Here is a 17,325-nt window from a genome sequence, read left to right as displayed (position 1 = left end):
CTCTCAGGCGTAGCGACTCGGCGGGACGGGCAGCCCCATGTTCTCGCGCAGGGTCGCCGCGGGCAGTTCCGGCGGCAGCGCACCACGTCGCACGAGCAGCGGCACCACCTGCTCGACGAACTCCTCGAGCCCCGCGGGGACGGAGGAGAACGCGAGGGTGAAACCGTCGGCGGCCCCGTTCTCGAAGCGTTCCACCATCCAGTCCGCGACCTGCTCGGGCGTCCCGGGCAGGAACCGGCGGCGGAGCATCGTCCGGTACAGGTCGCGCAGCGTGAACCGCTCCGGGTCCGACTGCCGCTCCATGAGCTTGCGGACCCCCTCGAACACCGTCTGCACCTGGTTCGACCCGCCGCTGAAGTCGAACTCGAACCGTTCGTCGAGGGGGTGGCCGGAGAGGTCGACCCCGAGGTGGTGGGAGAGCCAGTCGAGGCTGAGACGGTCCGGGGTCAACGCCTCGATCTCGTCCACCCGTTCGAGCGCGCGCTCCGGCGTCTCGCCGAGGACGGGGGAGAGGGCGGGGAGGACCTTGAGGTGGGTGGGGTCGCGGCCGTTGTCCGCGGCGCGGCGCTTGTAGTCGTCGGCGAGCCTGCGGGCGCCCTCCAGCGGGGCGCTGCCGGGGACGAAGACGGCCTCGGCGTGCTTCCCGGCCAGCCGACGACCGTCCTCGGAGGAACCCGCCTGGAACAGCACCGGGTGGCCCTGCGGCGGACGGGGCAGGTTCAGTGGACCCCGGACGCGGAAGAACTCACCCTCGTGGTCGAGGACGTGCATCCCCGCCGGATCGGCGTAGCGGCCCGAGGTGACGTCGGGCCGGATCGCGTCGTCGTCCCAGCTGTCCCACAGGCCCTGCACGACCTCGACGTACTCGCCCGCCCGGCGGTAGCGCGCGGCGTGGTCCAGGTTCACGTCGAGACCGAAGTTGCGCGCCTCCTCGTCGCTGGCCGAGGTCACCAGGTTCCACCCGGCCCGCCCGGAGCTCAGGAAGTCCAGCGAACCGACCTGGCGGGCGGTGTGGAAGGGCTGGTTCCACGTCGTGGAGACGGTGGCGACCAGCCCGATGCGTTCCGTGCTGCGGGTGAGCGCGCCCAGGAGCCCGAAGGGTTCCGGGCGGACGTTGGCGACGTGCTCGACCCCGGAGGGGAAGCGGTCCCACACGTAGAGCTCGTCGGCGTAGAACAACGCCGTGAACCCGCCGCGCTCCGCGGTGCGGGCGAAGTCCTCGTAGTAGCCGTGGGTGAGGTAGTCGTCCGGGCGCCCGCCCGGGAGCCGCCAGCTCGTGAGGTGCTCGCCCCCGGGGTAGAAGAGCATCGCGGTGAGGATCACGAGCGGGCACGCTACTCGCGCCCCGACCGGGTGAAGCGCTTGACACGGGGCCCGCGGTCACCGTTCACTGGAGGAGCCATCCAGAGCGGCCGAGAGACCTGGCTCGTCGACGCCGCAGCAACCGCCTTCGGGTAGGTGCTTCCGCCAGGACCGATGGGAGAAGCTCCGTGCCTGAACACCGCCTGACGCGCCGTCTCGTGATCGACCTCCTGCGCAGCGCCGGGATGACCTGTCGGGGCTGAACGCCCGCCAGGTCCCCCGTTCACGCTCCCCGGAAGGTCCCGTCGATGTCGCACGTCCCGTTCCCGCACGGTTTCGCCACCCAGCAGGTCCACGCGGGTTCCTCGCCCGATCCCGCGACCGGTTCCCGCGTCACCCCCGTCCACCTGACCGCCGGGTTCGTCTTCGACGACTTCGAGCAGGCGCGTGCCCGCTTCGCCGGTGAGGACGACGGCTACGTCTACACCCGGATGGCCAACCCCACGACGACGGCGCTCGAGCAGCGCCTCGCCGTCCTCGAGCACGGCAGCGACGCGATCGTCGTCGGCACCGGCCAGGCCGCGATCACGGTGGCCCTGCTCGGCGTCCTCGGCGCCGGCGACCACGTCGTCGCCGCGGGGGACCTCTACGAGGGGTCCCGCGGCCTGCTCGTCGACAACTTCGGCCGGCTCGGGATCACCGTCGACTTCGTCGCCGACAGCACCGATCCCGCGGCGTGGGAGGCGGCGGTGCGCCCCGAGACCCGGGTGTTCTTCGCCGAGTCGATCGCGAACCCGAAGAACGTCGTCCTCGACGTGCCCGCCGTCGCGGCCGTGGCCCACCGGCACGGCATCCCGCTCGTCGTCGACAACACCTTCGCCACGCCCTACCTGTTGCGCCCCCTCGACCACGGCGCCGACGTCGTCGTGCACTCCGCGAGCAAGTTCCTCGCCGGGCACGGGGCGGCCCTGGGCGGCGCGATCGTCACGGGCGGTTCGTTCGACTGGAGCGGGTTCGACCACCTGAGCGCTCCGGCGAACGTCCTCGGCGGGGTCAGCTGGGTCGAGGCGCACGGGCCGCGACGGGCCTACGTCGAGCACACCCGGGCCGTCGTCGCCTCGCGGTTCGGGCCGACGATCTCCCCGTTCAACGCGTTCCTGGTCCAGCAGGGCCTGGAGACCCTGTCGTTGCGGGTGGCGCGGCAGACGTCGACGGCCCTGGAACTCGCCCGCTGGTTGGCGGCGCGTCCGGAGGTCGTGAGCGTCGACCACGCAGGACTCCCCGGCCACGGGACCTCCGCGGTCGCGCAGCGGTTGCTGCCGCGGGGCAGCGGCGCGGTGTTCTCCTTCACCCTCGAGGGTGGACGGGCTGCGGCGCAACGCTTCGTCGACGCCGTCGAGCTGTTCACCCGGATGACCCACGTCGGCGACGTCCGCTCGCTGGTCATCCACCCGGGGAGCACGACGCACGCCCACCGCACCGAGGCCGAACGCCTCGCCGCCGGGATCTGGCCGGGACTGGTGCGGCTCTCGATCGGGCTGGAGGAACGCGAGGACCTGCTCGCCGACCTGGAGCTCGCGCTCGCCGCCACGGTTCCCGCCGAGCTCCCCGTGGCGGTCTGAGGTGACGCGCCTGCAGCACTTCGGGTACTTCTTCTCCCGGGGTTTCGGCCCGCAGGGCTGGGGCCGGGACTACCAGGCGTGGAACGACGACTGGACGCGTCCCGACCTCTACGCCCACGCGGTCCGCGACCTCGAACGCGCGGGTTTCGACCTCGTGGTCATCGAGGACGCGATCTCGCTCGGCAACCCCGACACCCTCGACCTGCGGGTCCGCGCCGCCTACGGCGGGCCCAAGCACGACCCGCTGCTGCTCGCCCCGTACCTGTTCGCGGCGACCCGGCACCTCGGCGTCGTCCCCACGATCAACGCGGGGATCACCCCGCCCTACCTCGCCGCCCGGCAGGCCGCGACGCTGCAGCACCTCTCCGGCGACCGGTTCGGGATCAACCTGGTCACCGACGTCGGCAGCGCTCGTCACGTCGGGCTCGAACCCGTCGCGCACGACGTCGCCTACGACCGCGCCGAGGAGTGGATCGACGTCGTCCGCCGGTTGTGGCACAGCTGGGACCCGGACGCCCTCGTCGCGGACGCCGAGACCGGGCACTTCGCCGACGGGGCCAAGATCGACGCGTTCCAGCACCGGGGTGAGCACTTCCGCCTCGACGGACCGCTCAACGCGCTGCCCTTCGACGGCGGGGACCCGGTGGTCGTCTCGCCCGGGGGTTCCGCGCGCGGCCTGGGGTTCGCCGGGTCGCGTTCCGACGTGCAGCTGGCGCTGGCGCCGCTGCAGGTCGAGGAGGTGCGGGCCTACCGGGCGAAGGTGCTGGCGGCCGCCGCGCTCGCCGGTCGCAAACCCGCGGACGTCCGCGTGCTGTTCGTCGTCAAACCGGAACTGCTCACCAGCCGGGAGGAGGCCGACCGGGTCGTCGCCGCCTCCCGGCACGCCTCCGACGCCGTTCTGCACGAGGTGGCGCTCGCCTGGTCCAGCGACCTCGAGACCGACCTCACGGCACTCCCGCTGGACGCGCCGATCGATCCCGCGGTGTTCGGCGACCACGTCTCGCTCGGCACCCTCACCGCGTTGCGCGGGGACACCCCGGACGCCCCGCTGCGGGAACTGCTGGCCCGCAAGGCCCGCAAGGGGCGTCTCGGCGATCGCAGCGGACTGGTCGGGACGGCGGAGGAGTTCGCCGACCTCGTCGAGGAGTTCGGTGCGGACGCCGACAACGACGGGTTCCTGCTCTCCGGGGACCTGCACCCGGTGACGTTGCACCGGTTCCTGGACGACCTCGTCCCGGTGCTGCGCCGGCGGGGGATCCTGCGCAGCGGGTACGGCGGCGGTGGGTTGCGGGGCAACCTCTTCGAGTTCTAGCCCGGGTCGAGTCCCAGCCCGGTCCGGGTCCTAGGCCAGGAACTCGCGGACGCCGTGGCGGAGCCGTTCCAGCGCCGTCGCGGTGGCCGCGGGGTCCCCCGGGAACTCCAGGGAGTGGTCGGCGCCGACGAACTCGAGAACCTCGCGGTCGCTCTCGTGGGCCAGGGTCCGGTTCCACGACGGGTCGGCCGTCCCGCCGACGAGCAGGGTGTTCGCGTGCGAGCGGGCGGCGGCGAGCCCCACCGCCGGCTCGTCGAGCAACGGCGTCAGCCAGATGCCCGCGAGCGCGAGGTCCGCGGCCACGGGCAGGGCCAGCGTGGTCAGCGACTTCGCGACGACGAAGTTCGGGCGGAGGTCGTGCAGCAGGGCCCGCACCAGGTCGGGGGTGTCCGCCGTGGTGGGGGCGGGACCGTCCCAGGAGAGGGTCAGCACCCGGTGCCCGGCGGCGAGCAGTTCGTCGCGGACCACCCGCAGGACGGGCTGGTCGGCGTCGTAGCCGCGCCCCGGCAGCACCAGCGTGGGTGCTCCCGGGGCGTGGCCCGCGGAGTCGATCCTCATCGGTGCGGGATCAGCTCGGGTCGGCGCCGAGGACGACCTCGAACTCCAGGAGCGAGGCGCCGGTGGCGACCGGCTTGGCCCGCTCGCCCGCGTGGGCGGCCTGCGCGCCACCGCCGGCCCAGGCCTGGAACGCCTCCTCCGTCTCCCACTTCGTGTAGACGAAGTAGCGGGTCTCCCCCGAGACGGGGCGCAGGAGTTCGAAACCGAGGAACCCGGGGGTTCCCTCGACCGCACCCATCCGGGCGCCGAACCGGCGCTCCAGTTCGGGCCCGCCATCCTCGGGGACCTCGATCGCGTTGATCTTCACGACAGCCATGCCGACAGCGTCTCAGGGTCAGTCGGCGATGGCGGCGACCGGGGGTGTCCTCGCCGCACGTCGCGCCGGCAGCACCGAGGCGAGCACCCCGGCGAGCGCGGCGACGACGACGATCCCCCCGACCTGACCCCACGGCACGGCGAGCACGACCGGCATCTCGGCGCTGAGCACCGAGGCCGTCCCGGCCAGGCCGTACCCGGTGCCGAGGACCACCCCCAGCACCGCGGCCACCCCGGCCACGAGCAGCGCCTCCCAGGCCAGCACGGCGCGCAGCTGACCCCGGGTCAGCCCCAGGGCCCGCAGCAGGCCCGACTCCTGCCGCCGTTCGACGACGGAGAGGGCGAGGGTGTTGCCGACCCCGATGAGGGCGATGACGACGGCCACGGCCAGCAACCCGGTCACGATGAGGAGCATCGTCGTGAGGAGCTGGTCCAGGGAGTTGCGCAGGCTGGCGATGCCCTGGACGTCGCTGGAGGGCAGGACCTGGGCGAGGGCCTCCGAGATCCGGTCCGTCGCCGCGGCCTGGGCCCCGGTGTCCCCGTCGGCGAGGCGGATCCAGGCGCCCGTCGGCTCGAGGTCGGTCCGCAGCCGCTGCGCGTCGGCCTGGGTGATGACCGCCGCGGACTGGCTGTCCGGGGCGACCCGGACGGTGAACGGGACGGCGGCGCCGCTCGGCTCGCCGGCGTCGTCGAGGACCTGCAGGGCCAGCGCGTCCCCGTCGGAGAGACCTGCACCGAGGGTGGCCGGGAGGACGATCTGACCGGCCCGGGGCAGGGGTGAGCGCTGCTGCGAGCGCACGACGGCGCCCGCCGCGGCCGGGTCGACGGCGTCGACCGTGAGGTTCAGCGAACCGTCCGCGGTCGTGAGGTCCAGGTTCTCGACCAGCGCGAGACCGGCGACGCCGTCGACCCCGCGCACCGCGGCCACGACGTCGGACCCCCAGGGCTGCGAGGCGGTGGCGACCACGTCGGTCGGGTAGCCGGCGTCCATGGCGCGCAGGGCGCTGACCCGCGTCGAGGAGGTCCCCACGACCATGGCCGTCGTCAGCGTCACCCCGATGACCAGGGCGGTGGCGGTGGCGGCCGTGCGCCGGGGGTTGCGGATCGAGTTCCCGGCGGCGAGTCGGGCCGGTACCCCGCCCAGGCGTCGGAACGGCCTGCCCGCCAGGGCGACGAGCGCCGGGACGAGGTGCTGGGCCAGCAGCAGGAACCCGAGGAAGCTGAGGGCTCCCGCGACGAGGGCACCCAGGAGCTGGCCACCCGCGGCCAGCACGACCATGGCGGCGGTGGCGGGGACGGTCACCACGAGACCGAGCACCAGGCGCACGACGCCGGCCCGGGAGCGCACCGGAGCGGTGGACAGCGGCCGCAGCGCGGCCAGCGGGGCGACCCGGGTCGCGGCCCGTGCCGGGGCGAGCGCGGCGAGGACCGTCACCACCGTGCCGAGGACGAGACCCGCGAGGACCGCGGAGGGGGGCAGGACGACGTCGGTCAACGGGACGGGGGAGTCGACGCGACCCGCCAGCCCCGCCACGACCCGGGCGAGACCGGACCCGGCCAGCACGCCGACGAGCGAGGCGAGCAACCCGACGACGAACGCCTCGCCCAGGACGCTGCGACCGATCTGGCCGCGGTCCGCACCCACGCAACGGAGCAGGGCGAGCTCGCGGGTCCGCTGGGCCAGCAGCACCGCGAACGTGTTCGCGATGACGAGCCCGGCGACGAGGACGGCGATCGCCCCGAAGGCCAGCAGGACGCTGGTCAGGCTCTGCGCGTCCCCGGTGAAGGAGTCGGCGACGTCCTGCGCGGCCTGCTCACCGGTGGTGACGGTCACCGAGGCCGGCGCGGCCGCGGTGATCCTCTCCAGCAGGGCGGTGCGGTCGGTCCCCGGAGCGGCGGCCACCCGCAGCCGGTCCGGGGACCCCGCGCCCCACGCGGTGACCGCCGCGTCGGTGCCGAAGACCGTCGGCACCAGGCCCGCGCGGGGGTCCCCGGCGAGGTCGACGGTCCCGACGACGGTCACCTGCTGGGTGACGGGTTCCGGGGACCCGGAGGCGTCGTCGCCCACGGGGTAGTGGGTGAGGGCGATCCGCGTCCCGGGCGCGACGTCGACGCGGTCGGAGACGGCGATCTCGTCCGCGTCCTGCGGCAGGCGGCCGCTGCTGACGTGCTGCCACCGCAGCGTCCCGGGGCTGCCGAGGCTGCGCGCCTGCGCCGACGTCGCGCCGGTCCGGTCGGGCAGTCGCACGTCGACGGAGGTGGACCGGTCGGCCGCGACCGCGGCGACGCCCGGCAGGGCCGCCACCACGGGTTCGAGGGCGGTGAGCGGTTGGTCCTCGGCGTAGGGGTCGCTCGGGGTCACGACGACGTCGCTGGCGACGAACTGCGCGCCGACCCCCTGCAGGACAGCGGCCTTCGCCGTCGCGTTCAGGGACAGGGTCGCCACCACGAAACCCACCGCGATGACGATCGCGAGGCAGGAGGCGAGCACGCGTGCGCCGTGCGCACGCAACTGGGCCAGGGTCACCCGGAGCACGGTTCAGACCCCCAGGGTGCGCAGGGCGTCGATGACGTCGTCGGGGGTGGGACTGGTCAGCCCACCCGCGAGGCCGCCGTCGGCGATGAGGACGACGCGGTCGGCGTAGCTCGCCGCGACCGGGTCGTGGGTCACCATCACGACGGTCTGGCCGACCTCGCGGACGCTGCCGCGCAGCAGGCTGAGGACCTCCGCGCCGGCGCGGGAGTCCAGGTTCCCGGTGGGTTCGTCGGCGAAGACGACGTCGGGGCGGGGGAGCAGCGCGCGGGCGACGGCGACGCGCTGCTGCTGCCCACCGGAGAGTTCGTGCGGGCGGTGCCGGAGCCGGTCGGTCAGCCCGAGCCGGCGGACGACGTCGTCGCGCCAGGCGGCGTCCGGTTCCCGGCCCGCCAGGCGCAGCGGCAGCAGCATGTTCTCCTCGGCGTCGAGGACGGGCAGCAGGTTGAAGCTCTGGAACACGAAACCGATCCGGTCCCGTCGCAGCCGGGTGAGCTCGGCGTCCTTCAGGGCGGTGAGTTCGGTGTCACCGAGGAACACCTGCCCCGCGGAGGCGACGTCGAGGCCGGCGAGGCAGTGCATCAAGGTGGACTTGCCGGAACCCGAGGGGCCCATGATCGCGGTGAACTCGCCCCGGGTGAACTCGACGTCCACCCCGGCGAGGGCGTGCACGACGGCGTCACCGCGGCCGTAGGTCTTGCGCAGACCCACGGCACGGACCGCGGAACTGTCGTGGAACTCGGACACGGTGGTTCTCCCAGGATCGCGGGGGTTCTCGAACACCCTCGACGCTAGGGACCGCGGTCCCGCGCAGCGTCTGGCCCTGAGTGGATCCTGAGGTCATCCCGTGGTCTGACGGTCCTCCCGTCGCTTCGGGCACGGGACCGACGCGGCCGGGCCCTAGGCTCCTGCCGTGGTCACCCTCGGCACCCCGAACTCCCCGTCCGCGACGCGCGTCCTGATGCTCGGCTCCGGTGAGCTGGCCAAGGAGGTCGTCATCGCCCTGCAGCGCCTGGGGGTCGAGACGATCGCCGTCGACCGCTACGAGGGCGCCCCGGCCCAGCAGGTCGCCCACCACTCCCGCACCATCGCGATGAGCGACCCGGACGCCCTGCGCGCCCTGCTGAGGGCGGAGCGACCGGACGTGATCGTCCCCGAGATCGAGGCGATCGCCACCGACGTCCTCGTCGAGCTGGAGGCCGAGGGGTTCCGGGTCGTCCCCACCGCCCGCGCCGCCCGGTTGACCATGGACCGCGAAGGGATCCGCCGCCTCGCGGCGGAGACCCTGGGCCTGCCCACGAGCCCCTACGCGTTCTGCGACTCCCTCGAGGAACTCCACGACGCCACCGGCGGGCCGATCGGGTTCCCGTGCGTCGTGAAACCCGTCGTGTCCAGTTCCGGCAAGGGACAGAGCACGCTGCGTTCGGCCGCCGACGTCGAGCAGGCGTGGGAGTACGCCCGGTCCGGTGCCCGCGTGGAGCGACCCCGCGTCATCGTCGAGGGTTTCGTCGAGTTCGACTACGAGATCACCCTCCTCACCGTCCGCTCCCTCGACGCCGACGGCGAGGTCGTCACCCGGTACTGCGACCCCGTCGGGCACCGCCAGGAACGGGGCGACTACGTCGAGAGCTGGCAGCCGCACCCCATGTCCCCGACCGCCCTGGCCCGGGCGCAGGAGATCGCCGCCGCCGTCACCACCGACCTCGGCGGCACCGGGCTGTTCGGCGTCGAACTCTTCGTCCGCGGTGACGAGGTGCTCTTCAGCGAGGTCAGTCCCCGCCCGCACGACACCGGCATGGTCACCCTGGCCACCCAGTTCCTCAGCGAGTTCGACCTGCACGCCCGGGCCCTCCTCGGACTGCCCGTCGACGTCGAACGGCACTCCACCGGCGCCAGCGCCGTGATCTACGGCGGCGTCGACGCCGTCGCCATCTCCGCCGACGGAGCCGCCGAGGCGCTCGCCGTACCCGGCAGCGACCTGCGCTGGTTCGGCAAGCCGGAGAGCTTCACCCGTCGCCGGATGGGCGTCGCGCTGGCCCGGGGGGCCGACGTCGAGCAGGCGCGCGACCGCGCGACCCGCGCCGCCGCCGCGGTGCGCCCCCGGGCGTAGGACCTACCGCGCGTCGCGCAGCACGTCGCCGGGCTGGACGAGCCCGGCGGCGTAGGCCAGCACGACCGCCTGCACCCGGTCGCGCGAGTGCGTCTTGGCCAGCACCCGTCCGACGTGCGTCTTCACCGTCGCCTCGGAGACGACGAAGCGCTGGGCGATCTCGCCGTTGGTCAACCCGTGGGCCATGCACTCCAGCACCTCCCGCTCCCGGGGGGTCAGGTCCGTCGGGATCCCCTGCGGCGCAGCGGAGGGAGTCGCCGCACCGGCCCGCAGCAACGGACCCACGTGCTGCAGCAACCGGCGGGTGGAACTCGCCGCGATGACCGCGTCGCCGGAGTGCACCGTGCGCACCGCGGCCAGGAGTTCCTCCGGCGGCGCGTCCTTGAGCAGGAAGCCGCTCGCTCCCGCGCCGATCGCCGAGACGACGTACTCGTCGAGGTCGAAGGTCGTCAGCACCACGACCTTCGGACCCTCCGTGGGACCCGCCGAGGCGCTGGCCGAGGTGATGGCCGAGGTGATGCGCCGGGTCGCCTCGATCCCGTCGAGACCGGGCATGCGCACGTCCATCAGCACGACGTCGCAGGGGGTGGAGGTGACGACCCGCACGGCGTCGGCCCCGTCGGAGGCCTCGCCCACGACGTGCAGGTCGGGTTGGGAGTCGATGACCATCCGGAACCCGGCGCGCACCAGCTGCTGGTCGTCGACGAGGACGACGCGGATCGGTTCGGTGGGATCGCTCACCTCACGAACTGTAGGGAAGGCGCGCCCGCACGGAGAAACCCCCACCGGTGCGCGGCCCCGACGTCACCGACCCGCCGTGCAAGCGGGCCCGCTCCGACATCCCCACCAGACCCTGCCCGCCGGGGCTCGGCTGGAGCATGGACGCCGCGCCGCGGCCGTCGTCCTCGACGTCGAGGCGCAGGGCGTCGTCGTCCCAGCGGACGACGACCCGGGTCCGGGCCCGCGGACCGGCGTGCTTGAGGACGTTGGTCAGCGACTCCTGGACGATCCGGTAGGCGGCCAGCCCGATCGCCGGCGGCAGTTCCCGCGGGGGGCCGAGGACCTCGGCCTCCACCTCGAGGCCGCTGGTGCGCACCTGCGCGACCAGTTCCGGGATCATCCGCGCGTCCGGTTGCGGGGCGAGTGCGTCGCCGGGGCCCTGACGCAGGACGCCGAGGAGGTTGCGCATGTCGGCGAGGGCCTGACGTCCGGTGCCCGAGATGGTCTCGAGCACCGTCGTCGCGATGCCCGGGTCGGCGTCGGCGGCGTAGCGCCCGCCGTCCGCCTGGGCGATGATCACCGACAACGAGTGCGCGACGACGTCGTGCATCTCGCGCGCGATGCGCTGGCGTTCCGCGGTCGCCGCCAGCCGGGACTCGTTGTCCCGCTCGTTCTCCAGCAACCGCGCGCGCTCCACGAGGGCCACCTCGTTCTGGCGCTGGGAACGGCGCAGGCTCCCCAGCGACCAGCTGGCCAGCACCATGAAGCCGATGAAGGCGCTCAGCAGGACGACACCGCCGATCCCGGTGCCGCTGAAGAACCGGACCGCGCAGACCAGGGCCCCGGCCAGCCCCAGGGCGAGCCCACCGCGGGAAGCCCACGACGCGGCGTAGGCGGCCATCGCGTAGACGGAGGCGAGGACCGCGAGGTTGCCGTAGGCCGGGCCGGGCAGGACCAGCTGCGAGATCCCGAAGAACGCGACGAGCACGCCCGAGACCTCGGGGTAGCGCCGCCGGACCGCCAGCGGCAGGCACATCCCGGCGCTGATCACCGCGCCGACGACTCCCCCCGCGACCCCGACCGAGATGCTGACCAGCCAGGAGGTCCCCGCCATCACGAGGGCGATGAGGGCGTCGATGAGCAGGCTGTTGGCCCGCGTCCAGTTCACGACGCGGTCGAAGACGTTCCGGGAGGTGTCCTGCTGACGCACCCGACGAGCCTAGGCAGCCCGGGGCCGCGTGGCGTCAGACCACGGGGCGATCCGGCGGCCCGTCCGCCTCGGCCCGGGGGAGGTCCTGTGACCCGTACCGTCTCACCCCTCGGGACGCGACGCCCACATGGTGGATGGTGCCCCGACGGGCTCCGATACCCTGCGCGCCATGACGGACACCTTGCGACTCGCGGTCATCCCCGGCGACGGCATCGGCCAGGAGGTGACCGTCGAGGCCCTCAAGGTGCTCTCCGCGGTGCTGGACCAGGCGGGCCAGAAGGTCTCGACCACCGAGTACGACCTCGGCGCCCGGCTCTACCACCGCACGGGGGAGACGCTGCCCGACAGCGTCCTCGAGGAGGTCCGCGGCCACGACGCGATCCTGCTCGGCGCCGTCGGCGACCCCAGCGTGCCCAGCGGCGTCCTGGAGCGCGGGCTGCTGCTCAAGCTGCGCTTCGCGCTGGACCACTACGTCAACCTGCGCCCGTCCAAGCTGTTCCCCGGGGTGCCGAGCCCGCTGGGTGACCCGGGCGACATCGACTTCGTCGTCGTCCGCGAGGGCACCGAGGGGCCCTACGTCGGCAACGGCGGCGCGCTGCGGGTCGGCACGCCGCAGGAGATCGCCACCGAGGTGAGCGTCAACACCGCCTTCGGCGTCGAGCGCGTCGTGCGCGACGCCTTCGCCCGCGCCGCGGCGCGTCCGCGCCGCAAGCTCACGCTGGTGCACAAGCACAACGTCCTCGTGCACGCCGGGCACCTGTGGCGTCGCACCGTCGAGGCGGTCGGGACGGAGTTCCCCGACGTCGCCGTCGACTACCTGCACGTCGACGCGGCCACGATCTTCATGGTGACCGACCCGTCGCGGTTCGACGTGATCGTCACCGACAACCTCTTCGGCGACATCCTCACCGACCTCGCCGCGGCCGTGACCGGAGGGATCGGCCTCGCCGCGTCCGGCAACGTCAACCCGGACCGCACCGCCCCCAGCATGTTCGAACCCGTCCACGGTTCGGCCCCCGACATCGCGGGTCGTCAGCTCGCCGACCCGACGGCCGCCGTGCTGTCGGTCTCGCTGCTGCTCTCCCACCTCGGCCGGGACGAGGCCGCGGCGCGCGTCGACGCGGCCGTCACCGCGGACCTGGCCGCCCGCGCGAGCGGCGAGGTCGGGACGCGCTCCACGGCGGAGGTCGGCGACGCGCTGGCCGCCGCCGCGACCGCCTGAGCGCGGGGTACCGTCGATCCACCACCGTCAGCTCACGAGGAGACCGCGCATGAGCGCCACGCCGACCGCCACCCCCACCGGATCCGCCCCCCGGCTGACGTTCCCCGTCACGCCGTCGGCCACCCCGGTCGCGGCGGAGCGTCGGGCGGAGATCCTCCGGGCGCCGGGGTTCGGGAAGTTCTTCACCGACCACATGGCCATCGCCACCTGGACGAAGGGCGAGGGCTGGCACGACACGGCCGTCGTCCCCTACGGGCCGCTGCAACTCGACCCGGCCGCCGCGGTGCTGCACTACGCGCAGGAGATCTTCGAGGGGCTCAAGGCCTACCGCCACGCCGACGGCAGCGTCTGGACCTTCCGTCCCGAGGCCAACGCCGCGCGCATGGCGCGGTCCGCGCGACGCCTCGCGCTGCCCGAGATCGGCGAGGAGACGTTCCTCGAGGCCATCACCCAGCTGGTCCGGGCCGACGAGGCCTGGGTCCCCACGGGTGGGGAGTCCTCCCTGTACCTGCGTCCGTTCATGGTCGCCACGGAGGCGTTCCTCGGGGTCCGCGCGGCGCACGAGGTGAAGTTCCTCGTCATCGCCTCCCCGGCCGGCGCCTACTTCTCCGGCGGGGTGAAGCCGGTCTCGATCTGGCTGTCGCAGAACTACTCCCGCGCCGCCCTGGGGGGCACGGGTTCGGCCAAGTGCGGCGGGAACTACGCCGCCAGCCTCGCCGCGCAGGAGGAGGCGGGCGAGCACGGCTGCGACCAGGTGTGCTTCCTCGACTCCGCCGAGCAGAAGTACGTCGAGGAACTCGGCGGGATGAACCTGTACTTCGTCCACGACGACGGTTCGATCGTGACCCCTGAACTCACCGGCACCATCCTCGAGGGCATCACCCGCGCTTCGATCATCGACCTCGCCAAGGACCTCGGCCACGACGTCAGCGAGCGCCGCGTGAGCATCGACGAGTGGCGCGAGGGGGTCGCCTCGGGTCGGATCACCGAGGTGTTCGCCTGCGGCACAGCGGCTGCGGTCACCCCGGTCGGCAAGCTCGTGTCGGCCGACGGGGAACTCTCGCACGGGACCGGTTCCGCCGGCGAGGTCACGATGACGATCCGCGAGAAGCTGCTCGACATCCAGTACGGCCGGGCCGAGGACACCCACGGCTGGCTGCGCAGACTGGTCTGAGGGGAGGGGCCGCCGCCCGGCGGCCCCTCCCACCCCGTCGGACGGCGGGGTCGCGCCACGTCACTAGGGTGAGGCCATGCGCATCGCCAGGTTCTCCTCCAGTGGTTCCGACCCGCGCTACGGCGTCGTCGAGGGCGCTCCGGGCGAGGAGGAGATCCTCGTCGTCGCGGGCGACCCGCTCTTCACACCGATGAGCCCGACGGGGGAGCGCGTCCCGCTGGCCGACGCCCGGCTGCTGGCGCCGGTCATCCCCCGCTCGAAGGTGCTCGGGATCGGGCGCAACTACGCCGCCCACGCCGAGGAACTCGGCAACGAGGTGCCCGAGGAACCGCTGGTCTTCACCGTGCCGAACACCTCGGTGGCCGGTCCCGGTGACCCGCTGGTGATCCCGGCCTGGGCCGGGGAGGAACTGCACTACGAGGGCGAACTGGCGATCGTCATCCGCCGGATCTGCAAGGACGTCCCGAAGGAGCGGGTCAAGGAGGTGATCTTCGGCTACACCATCGCCAACGACATCACCGCGCGCTCGCTGCAGGGTCCCGACAAGCAGTGGTGGCGGGCGAAGGGTGCGGACGGGTTCACCCCGCTGGGGCCCTGGATCGAGACCGACCTCGACCCCTCCGACCTGCGGATCGAGACCCGTCGCATCACCGGCGGGCAGAGCGAGGTCGTCCAGGACGGCCGGACGTCGCTGATGGTCCACGACATCCCGGCGATCATCGCCCACGTGTCCTCCGCGATGACGCTGCTGCCCGGTGACGTGATCATGACGGGGACCCCGGCCGGGGTCGGACCCGTGCGCGCCGGGCAGCGCGTCGAGGTGGAGATCGAGGGCCTGGGGGTCCTCTCGACCTCGTTCAGCTCCCCGGAGTGACCGCAGGAGCGATCGCCACGGTGATGGTGTCGTTCGCGGTCTGCTTGGAGTAGTCGCTCGCGCCGGGCGCGCTCTGCTCGAGCACGTCGTAGGAGATCAGGAGTTCCACGCTGCGGGTGCCCGCGGGCACGGCCGGGATGACGAACGACGTCGAGTAGGCGTAGGGCGCCATCGCCAGGTAGCCCGGGGTCTGGCGCGAGACGTCCTGGACGCTGACCGGGGAGGTCACCGTGCCGTCGGCCGCGACGGCGGAGGAGGTCACGGTGAAGGCGCTGACGTAGGCCTTCTGCTGCTTCTTCGCGGTGCCCAGGTTCGGACCGGTGATGGTCGCGGCGAGCTGGATCGGCTTCGCGGCCTGCGGGGTCCACCGGCCCATGTCCAGCGTCGACCAGTAGTCGACGGCCACGGTCATGCCGCCGGCCTGCAGCTCGTGGTGGGCGGAACCGAGGGCGAGGTCGTTGGCGACGGGTTCGACAGCGACGGTGGCGGTCGGGGTGGGCGTCGGGGTGGCGGTCCGCGCGGGGGTCGCGGTCTCCACGGGCAGACCGGCGGCGGCCTGCACCGAACCGCAGGCGGTGAGGGCGGCGAGCGGCAGCAGGAGGGCGGCGGCGAGGCGGAGCGAGGGGCGGGTCACGAAGATCCTCCGGAGGGGGCGGCGGGGGAGCGGGGCGGTCTCCACGACGCTGACACGCGTGACGCTGCGTGTTTGTCCGTGCCACCCGAACGGCCCACCCGTGACGCTCTGCCACCACTCTCGCGGGCGAATAGGCTGGGGCCGCCATGACTGACATCGCCGCACCTCCCGCCCCGGGCTCCTCGCCCGTCCGTGTCCGCTTCTGCCCCTCGCCGACGGGGACGCCGCACGTCGGCCTCATCCGGACGGCCCTGTTCAACTGGGCCCACGCCCGCCACACCGGCGGGAAGCTCGTGTTCCGCATCGAGGACACCGACGCCGCCCGCGACAGCGAGGAGAGCTACGCGCAGATCCTCGACGCGCTGAGCTGGCTGGGGTTGGACTGGGACGAGGGCATCGACGTCGGTGGCCCGCACGAGCCGTACCGCCAGAGCCTGCGCCGCCCGATCTACGACGACGTCGTCGCACGGCTGCGCGCGGCCGGGCACCTCTACGAGTCGTTCTCGACCGCCGAGGAGATCGAGGCCCGCCACGAGGCCGCCGGCCGTCCGAAGGTCCTGGGCTACGACGGTTTCGACCGCGACCTGACCCCCGAGCAGGTCGCTGCGTTCCGCGCCGACGGGCGCGAGCCCACCCTGCGGCTGCGGCTGCCCGAGGGGCGCGACTACTCCTTCGACGACGTCGTGCGTGGTCGGATCGAGTTCAAGGCCGGGTCCTTCCCCGACCCGGTCCTGGTGCGCGCCAACGGCGATCCGCTCTACACGCTGGTGAACCCCGTCGACGACGCGCTGATGGGGATCACCCACGTGCTGCGCGGGGAGGACCTGCTCTCCTCCACCCCCCGCCAGATCGCGTTGCACGAGGCGCTCGTGGACATCGGCGTCTCGCAGGCCGTCCCGTTGTTCGGGCACATGCCCTACGTCATGGGGGAGGGGAACAAGAAGCTCTCCAAGCGCGACCCGGAGTCGAACCTCTTCCACCACCGGGACCGGGGGTTCGTCCGCGAGGGGTTGCTGAACTACCTCGCCCTGCTCGGCTGGGGCATCGCCGACGACCGGGACGTGTTCTCCGTCGAGGAGATGGTGGCCGCCTTCGACGTCGCCGACGTCAACGCCTCGCCCGCCCGCTTCGACGTGACCAAGGCCGAGGCGATCAACGCCGCGCACCTGCGGTTGCTGGCTCCCGACGACTTCCGGCAGCGGTTGGTCCCCTACCTCCAGACGGGCGGCGTCCTGCCGGCCGAACCGTCCGCGGAGCAGTTGGAGCGGCTCGTCCTGGCCGCCCCGCTCGTGCAGGAGCGGATGACCCTGCTCGGCCAGGCCCCCGGCATGCTCGGGTTCCTCTTCGTCGCGGACGCGGACGTCGTCCTGGAGGAGGACGCGACCACGGCGCTGCGACCGGAGGCCGCCGACGTGCTCGACGCCTCGCTCGGCGCGCTGGAAGCGTTGCCGCAGTGGAGCACCGCCGAGCTCGAGACCGCGTTGCGGGCGGCCGTGGTGGACGGGCTGGGGATCAAGCCGAAGTTCGCCTTCGCCCCGTTGCGCACGGCCGTCACGGGGCGCCGGGTCTCCCCGCCGTTGTTCGAGTCGATGGAGATCCTCGGCCGCGAGTCGTCGCTGGCCCGGCTGCGGCGGCTGCGCGCGACCCTCTGACCATCTCGTCGGCTCCCCGTCGCGCCTCAGGTCGCGCGGCGGGGAGCCGATTTGGGGTGGAGGGTGCGGACGCGTTAGAGTTCATCT

At 73.3% G+C, this 17,325-nt stretch carries 15 protein-coding genes and 1 riboswitch; of the genes, 7 read left to right on the top strand and 8 right to left on the bottom strand.

Annotated features, from left to right (window positions below; translation table 11 throughout):
* Positions 1–3: 3 nt before the first annotated feature.
* On the bottom strand, positions 4–1,323 hold the full coding sequence (locus ACFQ46_RS12395) for an NtaA/DmoA family FMN-dependent monooxygenase (protein ID WP_380259776.1): 1,320 nt from the start codon (positions 1,321–1,323) through the stop codon (positions 4–6).
* A gap of 73 nt (positions 1,324–1,396) precedes the next feature.
* A riboswitch (SAM riboswitch) is annotated at positions 1,397–1,483 on the top strand.
* 127 nt (positions 1,484–1,610) lie between these two features.
* Here ACFQ46_RS12395 and ACFQ46_RS12390 point away from each other — a divergent pair.
* Together ACFQ46_RS12390 and ACFQ46_RS12385 are read left to right on the top strand one after the other, a co-directional pair.
* Entirely contained in the window at positions 1,611–2,924 is a 1,314-nt protein-coding gene (locus ACFQ46_RS12390) for an O-acetylhomoserine aminocarboxypropyltransferase/cysteine synthase family protein (RefSeq protein WP_380259775.1), read from the top strand.
* Position 2,925: 1 nt separating this feature from the next.
* On the top strand, positions 2,926–4,236 hold the full coding sequence (locus tag ACFQ46_RS12385; protein ID WP_380259774.1) for an LLM class flavin-dependent oxidoreductase: 1,311 nt from the start codon (positions 2,926–2,928) through the stop codon (positions 4,234–4,236).
* 30 nt (positions 4,237–4,266) lie between these two features.
* Here the strand turns inward: ACFQ46_RS12385 and ACFQ46_RS12380 are convergent, their stop codons facing one another.
* From ACFQ46_RS12380 to ACFQ46_RS12365, 4 genes are read right to left on the bottom strand one after another with little or no spacing between them, the layout of a single operon-like run.
* Positions 4,267–4,794 (bottom strand): alpha/beta hydrolase, encoded by a 528-nt coding sequence (locus ACFQ46_RS12380; protein WP_380259773.1) that lies wholly within the window; start codon positions 4,792–4,794, stop codon positions 4,267–4,269.
* A gap of 10 nt (positions 4,795–4,804) precedes the next feature.
* Complete coding sequence (locus tag ACFQ46_RS12375) at positions 4,805–5,110, bottom strand: antibiotic biosynthesis monooxygenase family protein (protein WP_380259772.1); 306 nt, start codon at positions 5,108–5,110, stop codon at positions 4,805–4,807.
* Between the two features lie 18 nt (positions 5,111–5,128).
* Positions 5,129–7,645 (bottom strand): ABC transporter permease, encoded by a 2,517-nt coding sequence (locus ACFQ46_RS12370; protein ID WP_380259771.1) that lies wholly within the window; start codon positions 7,643–7,645, stop codon positions 5,129–5,131.
* A 3-nt stretch (positions 7,646–7,648) separates the two neighbouring features.
* Positions 7,649–8,389 (bottom strand): ABC transporter ATP-binding protein, encoded by a 741-nt coding sequence (locus ACFQ46_RS12365; RefSeq protein WP_380259770.1) that lies wholly within the window; start codon positions 8,387–8,389, stop codon positions 7,649–7,651.
* Positions 8,390–8,555: 166 nt separating this feature from the next.
* Between ACFQ46_RS12365 and purT the strand changes: the two genes are divergently transcribed.
* On the top strand, positions 8,556–9,752 hold the full coding sequence (gene purT / locus ACFQ46_RS12360; RefSeq protein ID WP_380259769.1) for a formate-dependent phosphoribosylglycinamide formyltransferase: 1,197 nt from the start codon (positions 8,556–8,558) through the stop codon (positions 9,750–9,752).
* 3 nt (positions 9,753–9,755) lie between these two features.
* On the opposite strand, the gene ACFQ46_RS12355 is transcribed toward purT, so the two are convergent.
* Positions 9,756–10,493, bottom strand: a complete 738-nt coding sequence (locus tag ACFQ46_RS12355; protein ID WP_380259768.1) for a response regulator — start codon at positions 10,491–10,493, stop codon at positions 9,756–9,758.
* Between the two features lies 1 nt (position 10,494).
* Complete coding sequence (locus ACFQ46_RS12350; protein WP_380259767.1) at positions 10,495–11,682, bottom strand: sensor histidine kinase; 1,188 nt, start codon at positions 11,680–11,682, stop codon at positions 10,495–10,497.
* A gap of 169 nt (positions 11,683–11,851) precedes the next feature.
* Here ACFQ46_RS12350 and ACFQ46_RS12345 point away from each other — a divergent pair, with 169 nt between their 5' ends.
* From ACFQ46_RS12345 to ACFQ46_RS12335, 3 genes are all read left to right on the top strand, one after another.
* Positions 11,852–12,904: a 3-isopropylmalate dehydrogenase gene (locus ACFQ46_RS12345; RefSeq protein WP_380259766.1), complete on the top strand. Its 1,053-nt coding sequence runs from the start codon at positions 11,852–11,854 to the stop codon at positions 12,902–12,904.
* A 49-nt stretch (positions 12,905–12,953) separates the two neighbouring features.
* Positions 12,954–14,078, top strand: a complete 1,125-nt coding sequence (locus ACFQ46_RS12340) for a branched-chain amino acid aminotransferase (RefSeq protein WP_380259765.1) — start codon at positions 12,954–12,956, stop codon at positions 14,076–14,078.
* A 76-nt stretch (positions 14,079–14,154) separates the two neighbouring features.
* Positions 14,155–14,952 carry a fumarylacetoacetate hydrolase family protein gene (locus tag ACFQ46_RS12335; RefSeq protein ID WP_380259764.1) on the top strand — a complete coding sequence of 266 codons (798 nt, stop codon included), beginning with the start codon at positions 14,155–14,157 and terminating at the stop codon, positions 14,950–14,952.
* Here the strand turns inward: ACFQ46_RS12335 and ACFQ46_RS12330 are convergent.
* Positions 14,936–15,586, bottom strand: a complete 651-nt coding sequence (locus ACFQ46_RS12330) for a hypothetical protein (protein ID WP_380259763.1) — start codon at positions 15,584–15,586, stop codon at positions 14,936–14,938. The two genes, ACFQ46_RS12335 and ACFQ46_RS12330, sit on opposite strands and share 17 nt — an antisense overlap.
* A gap of 146 nt (positions 15,587–15,732) precedes the next feature.
* Between ACFQ46_RS12330 and gltX the strand changes: the two genes are divergently transcribed.
* Positions 15,733–17,238 carry a glutamate--tRNA ligase gene (gene gltX / locus ACFQ46_RS12325; protein WP_380259762.1) on the top strand — a complete coding sequence of 502 codons (1,506 nt, stop codon included), beginning with the start codon at positions 15,733–15,735 and terminating at the stop codon, positions 17,236–17,238.
* The last annotated feature ends 87 nt before the right edge of the window (positions 17,239–17,325 follow it).

This window comes from Kineococcus sp. GCM10028916 (assembly GCF_042674865.1).
In the GTDB taxonomy this organism is placed as follows: Bacteria; Actinomycetota; Actinomycetes; order Actinomycetales; family Kineococcaceae; genus Kineococcus.
The sequence above is the reverse complement of the archived record's forward strand: the minus strand, read 5'-3'. Positions and strand labels throughout refer to the sequence as shown.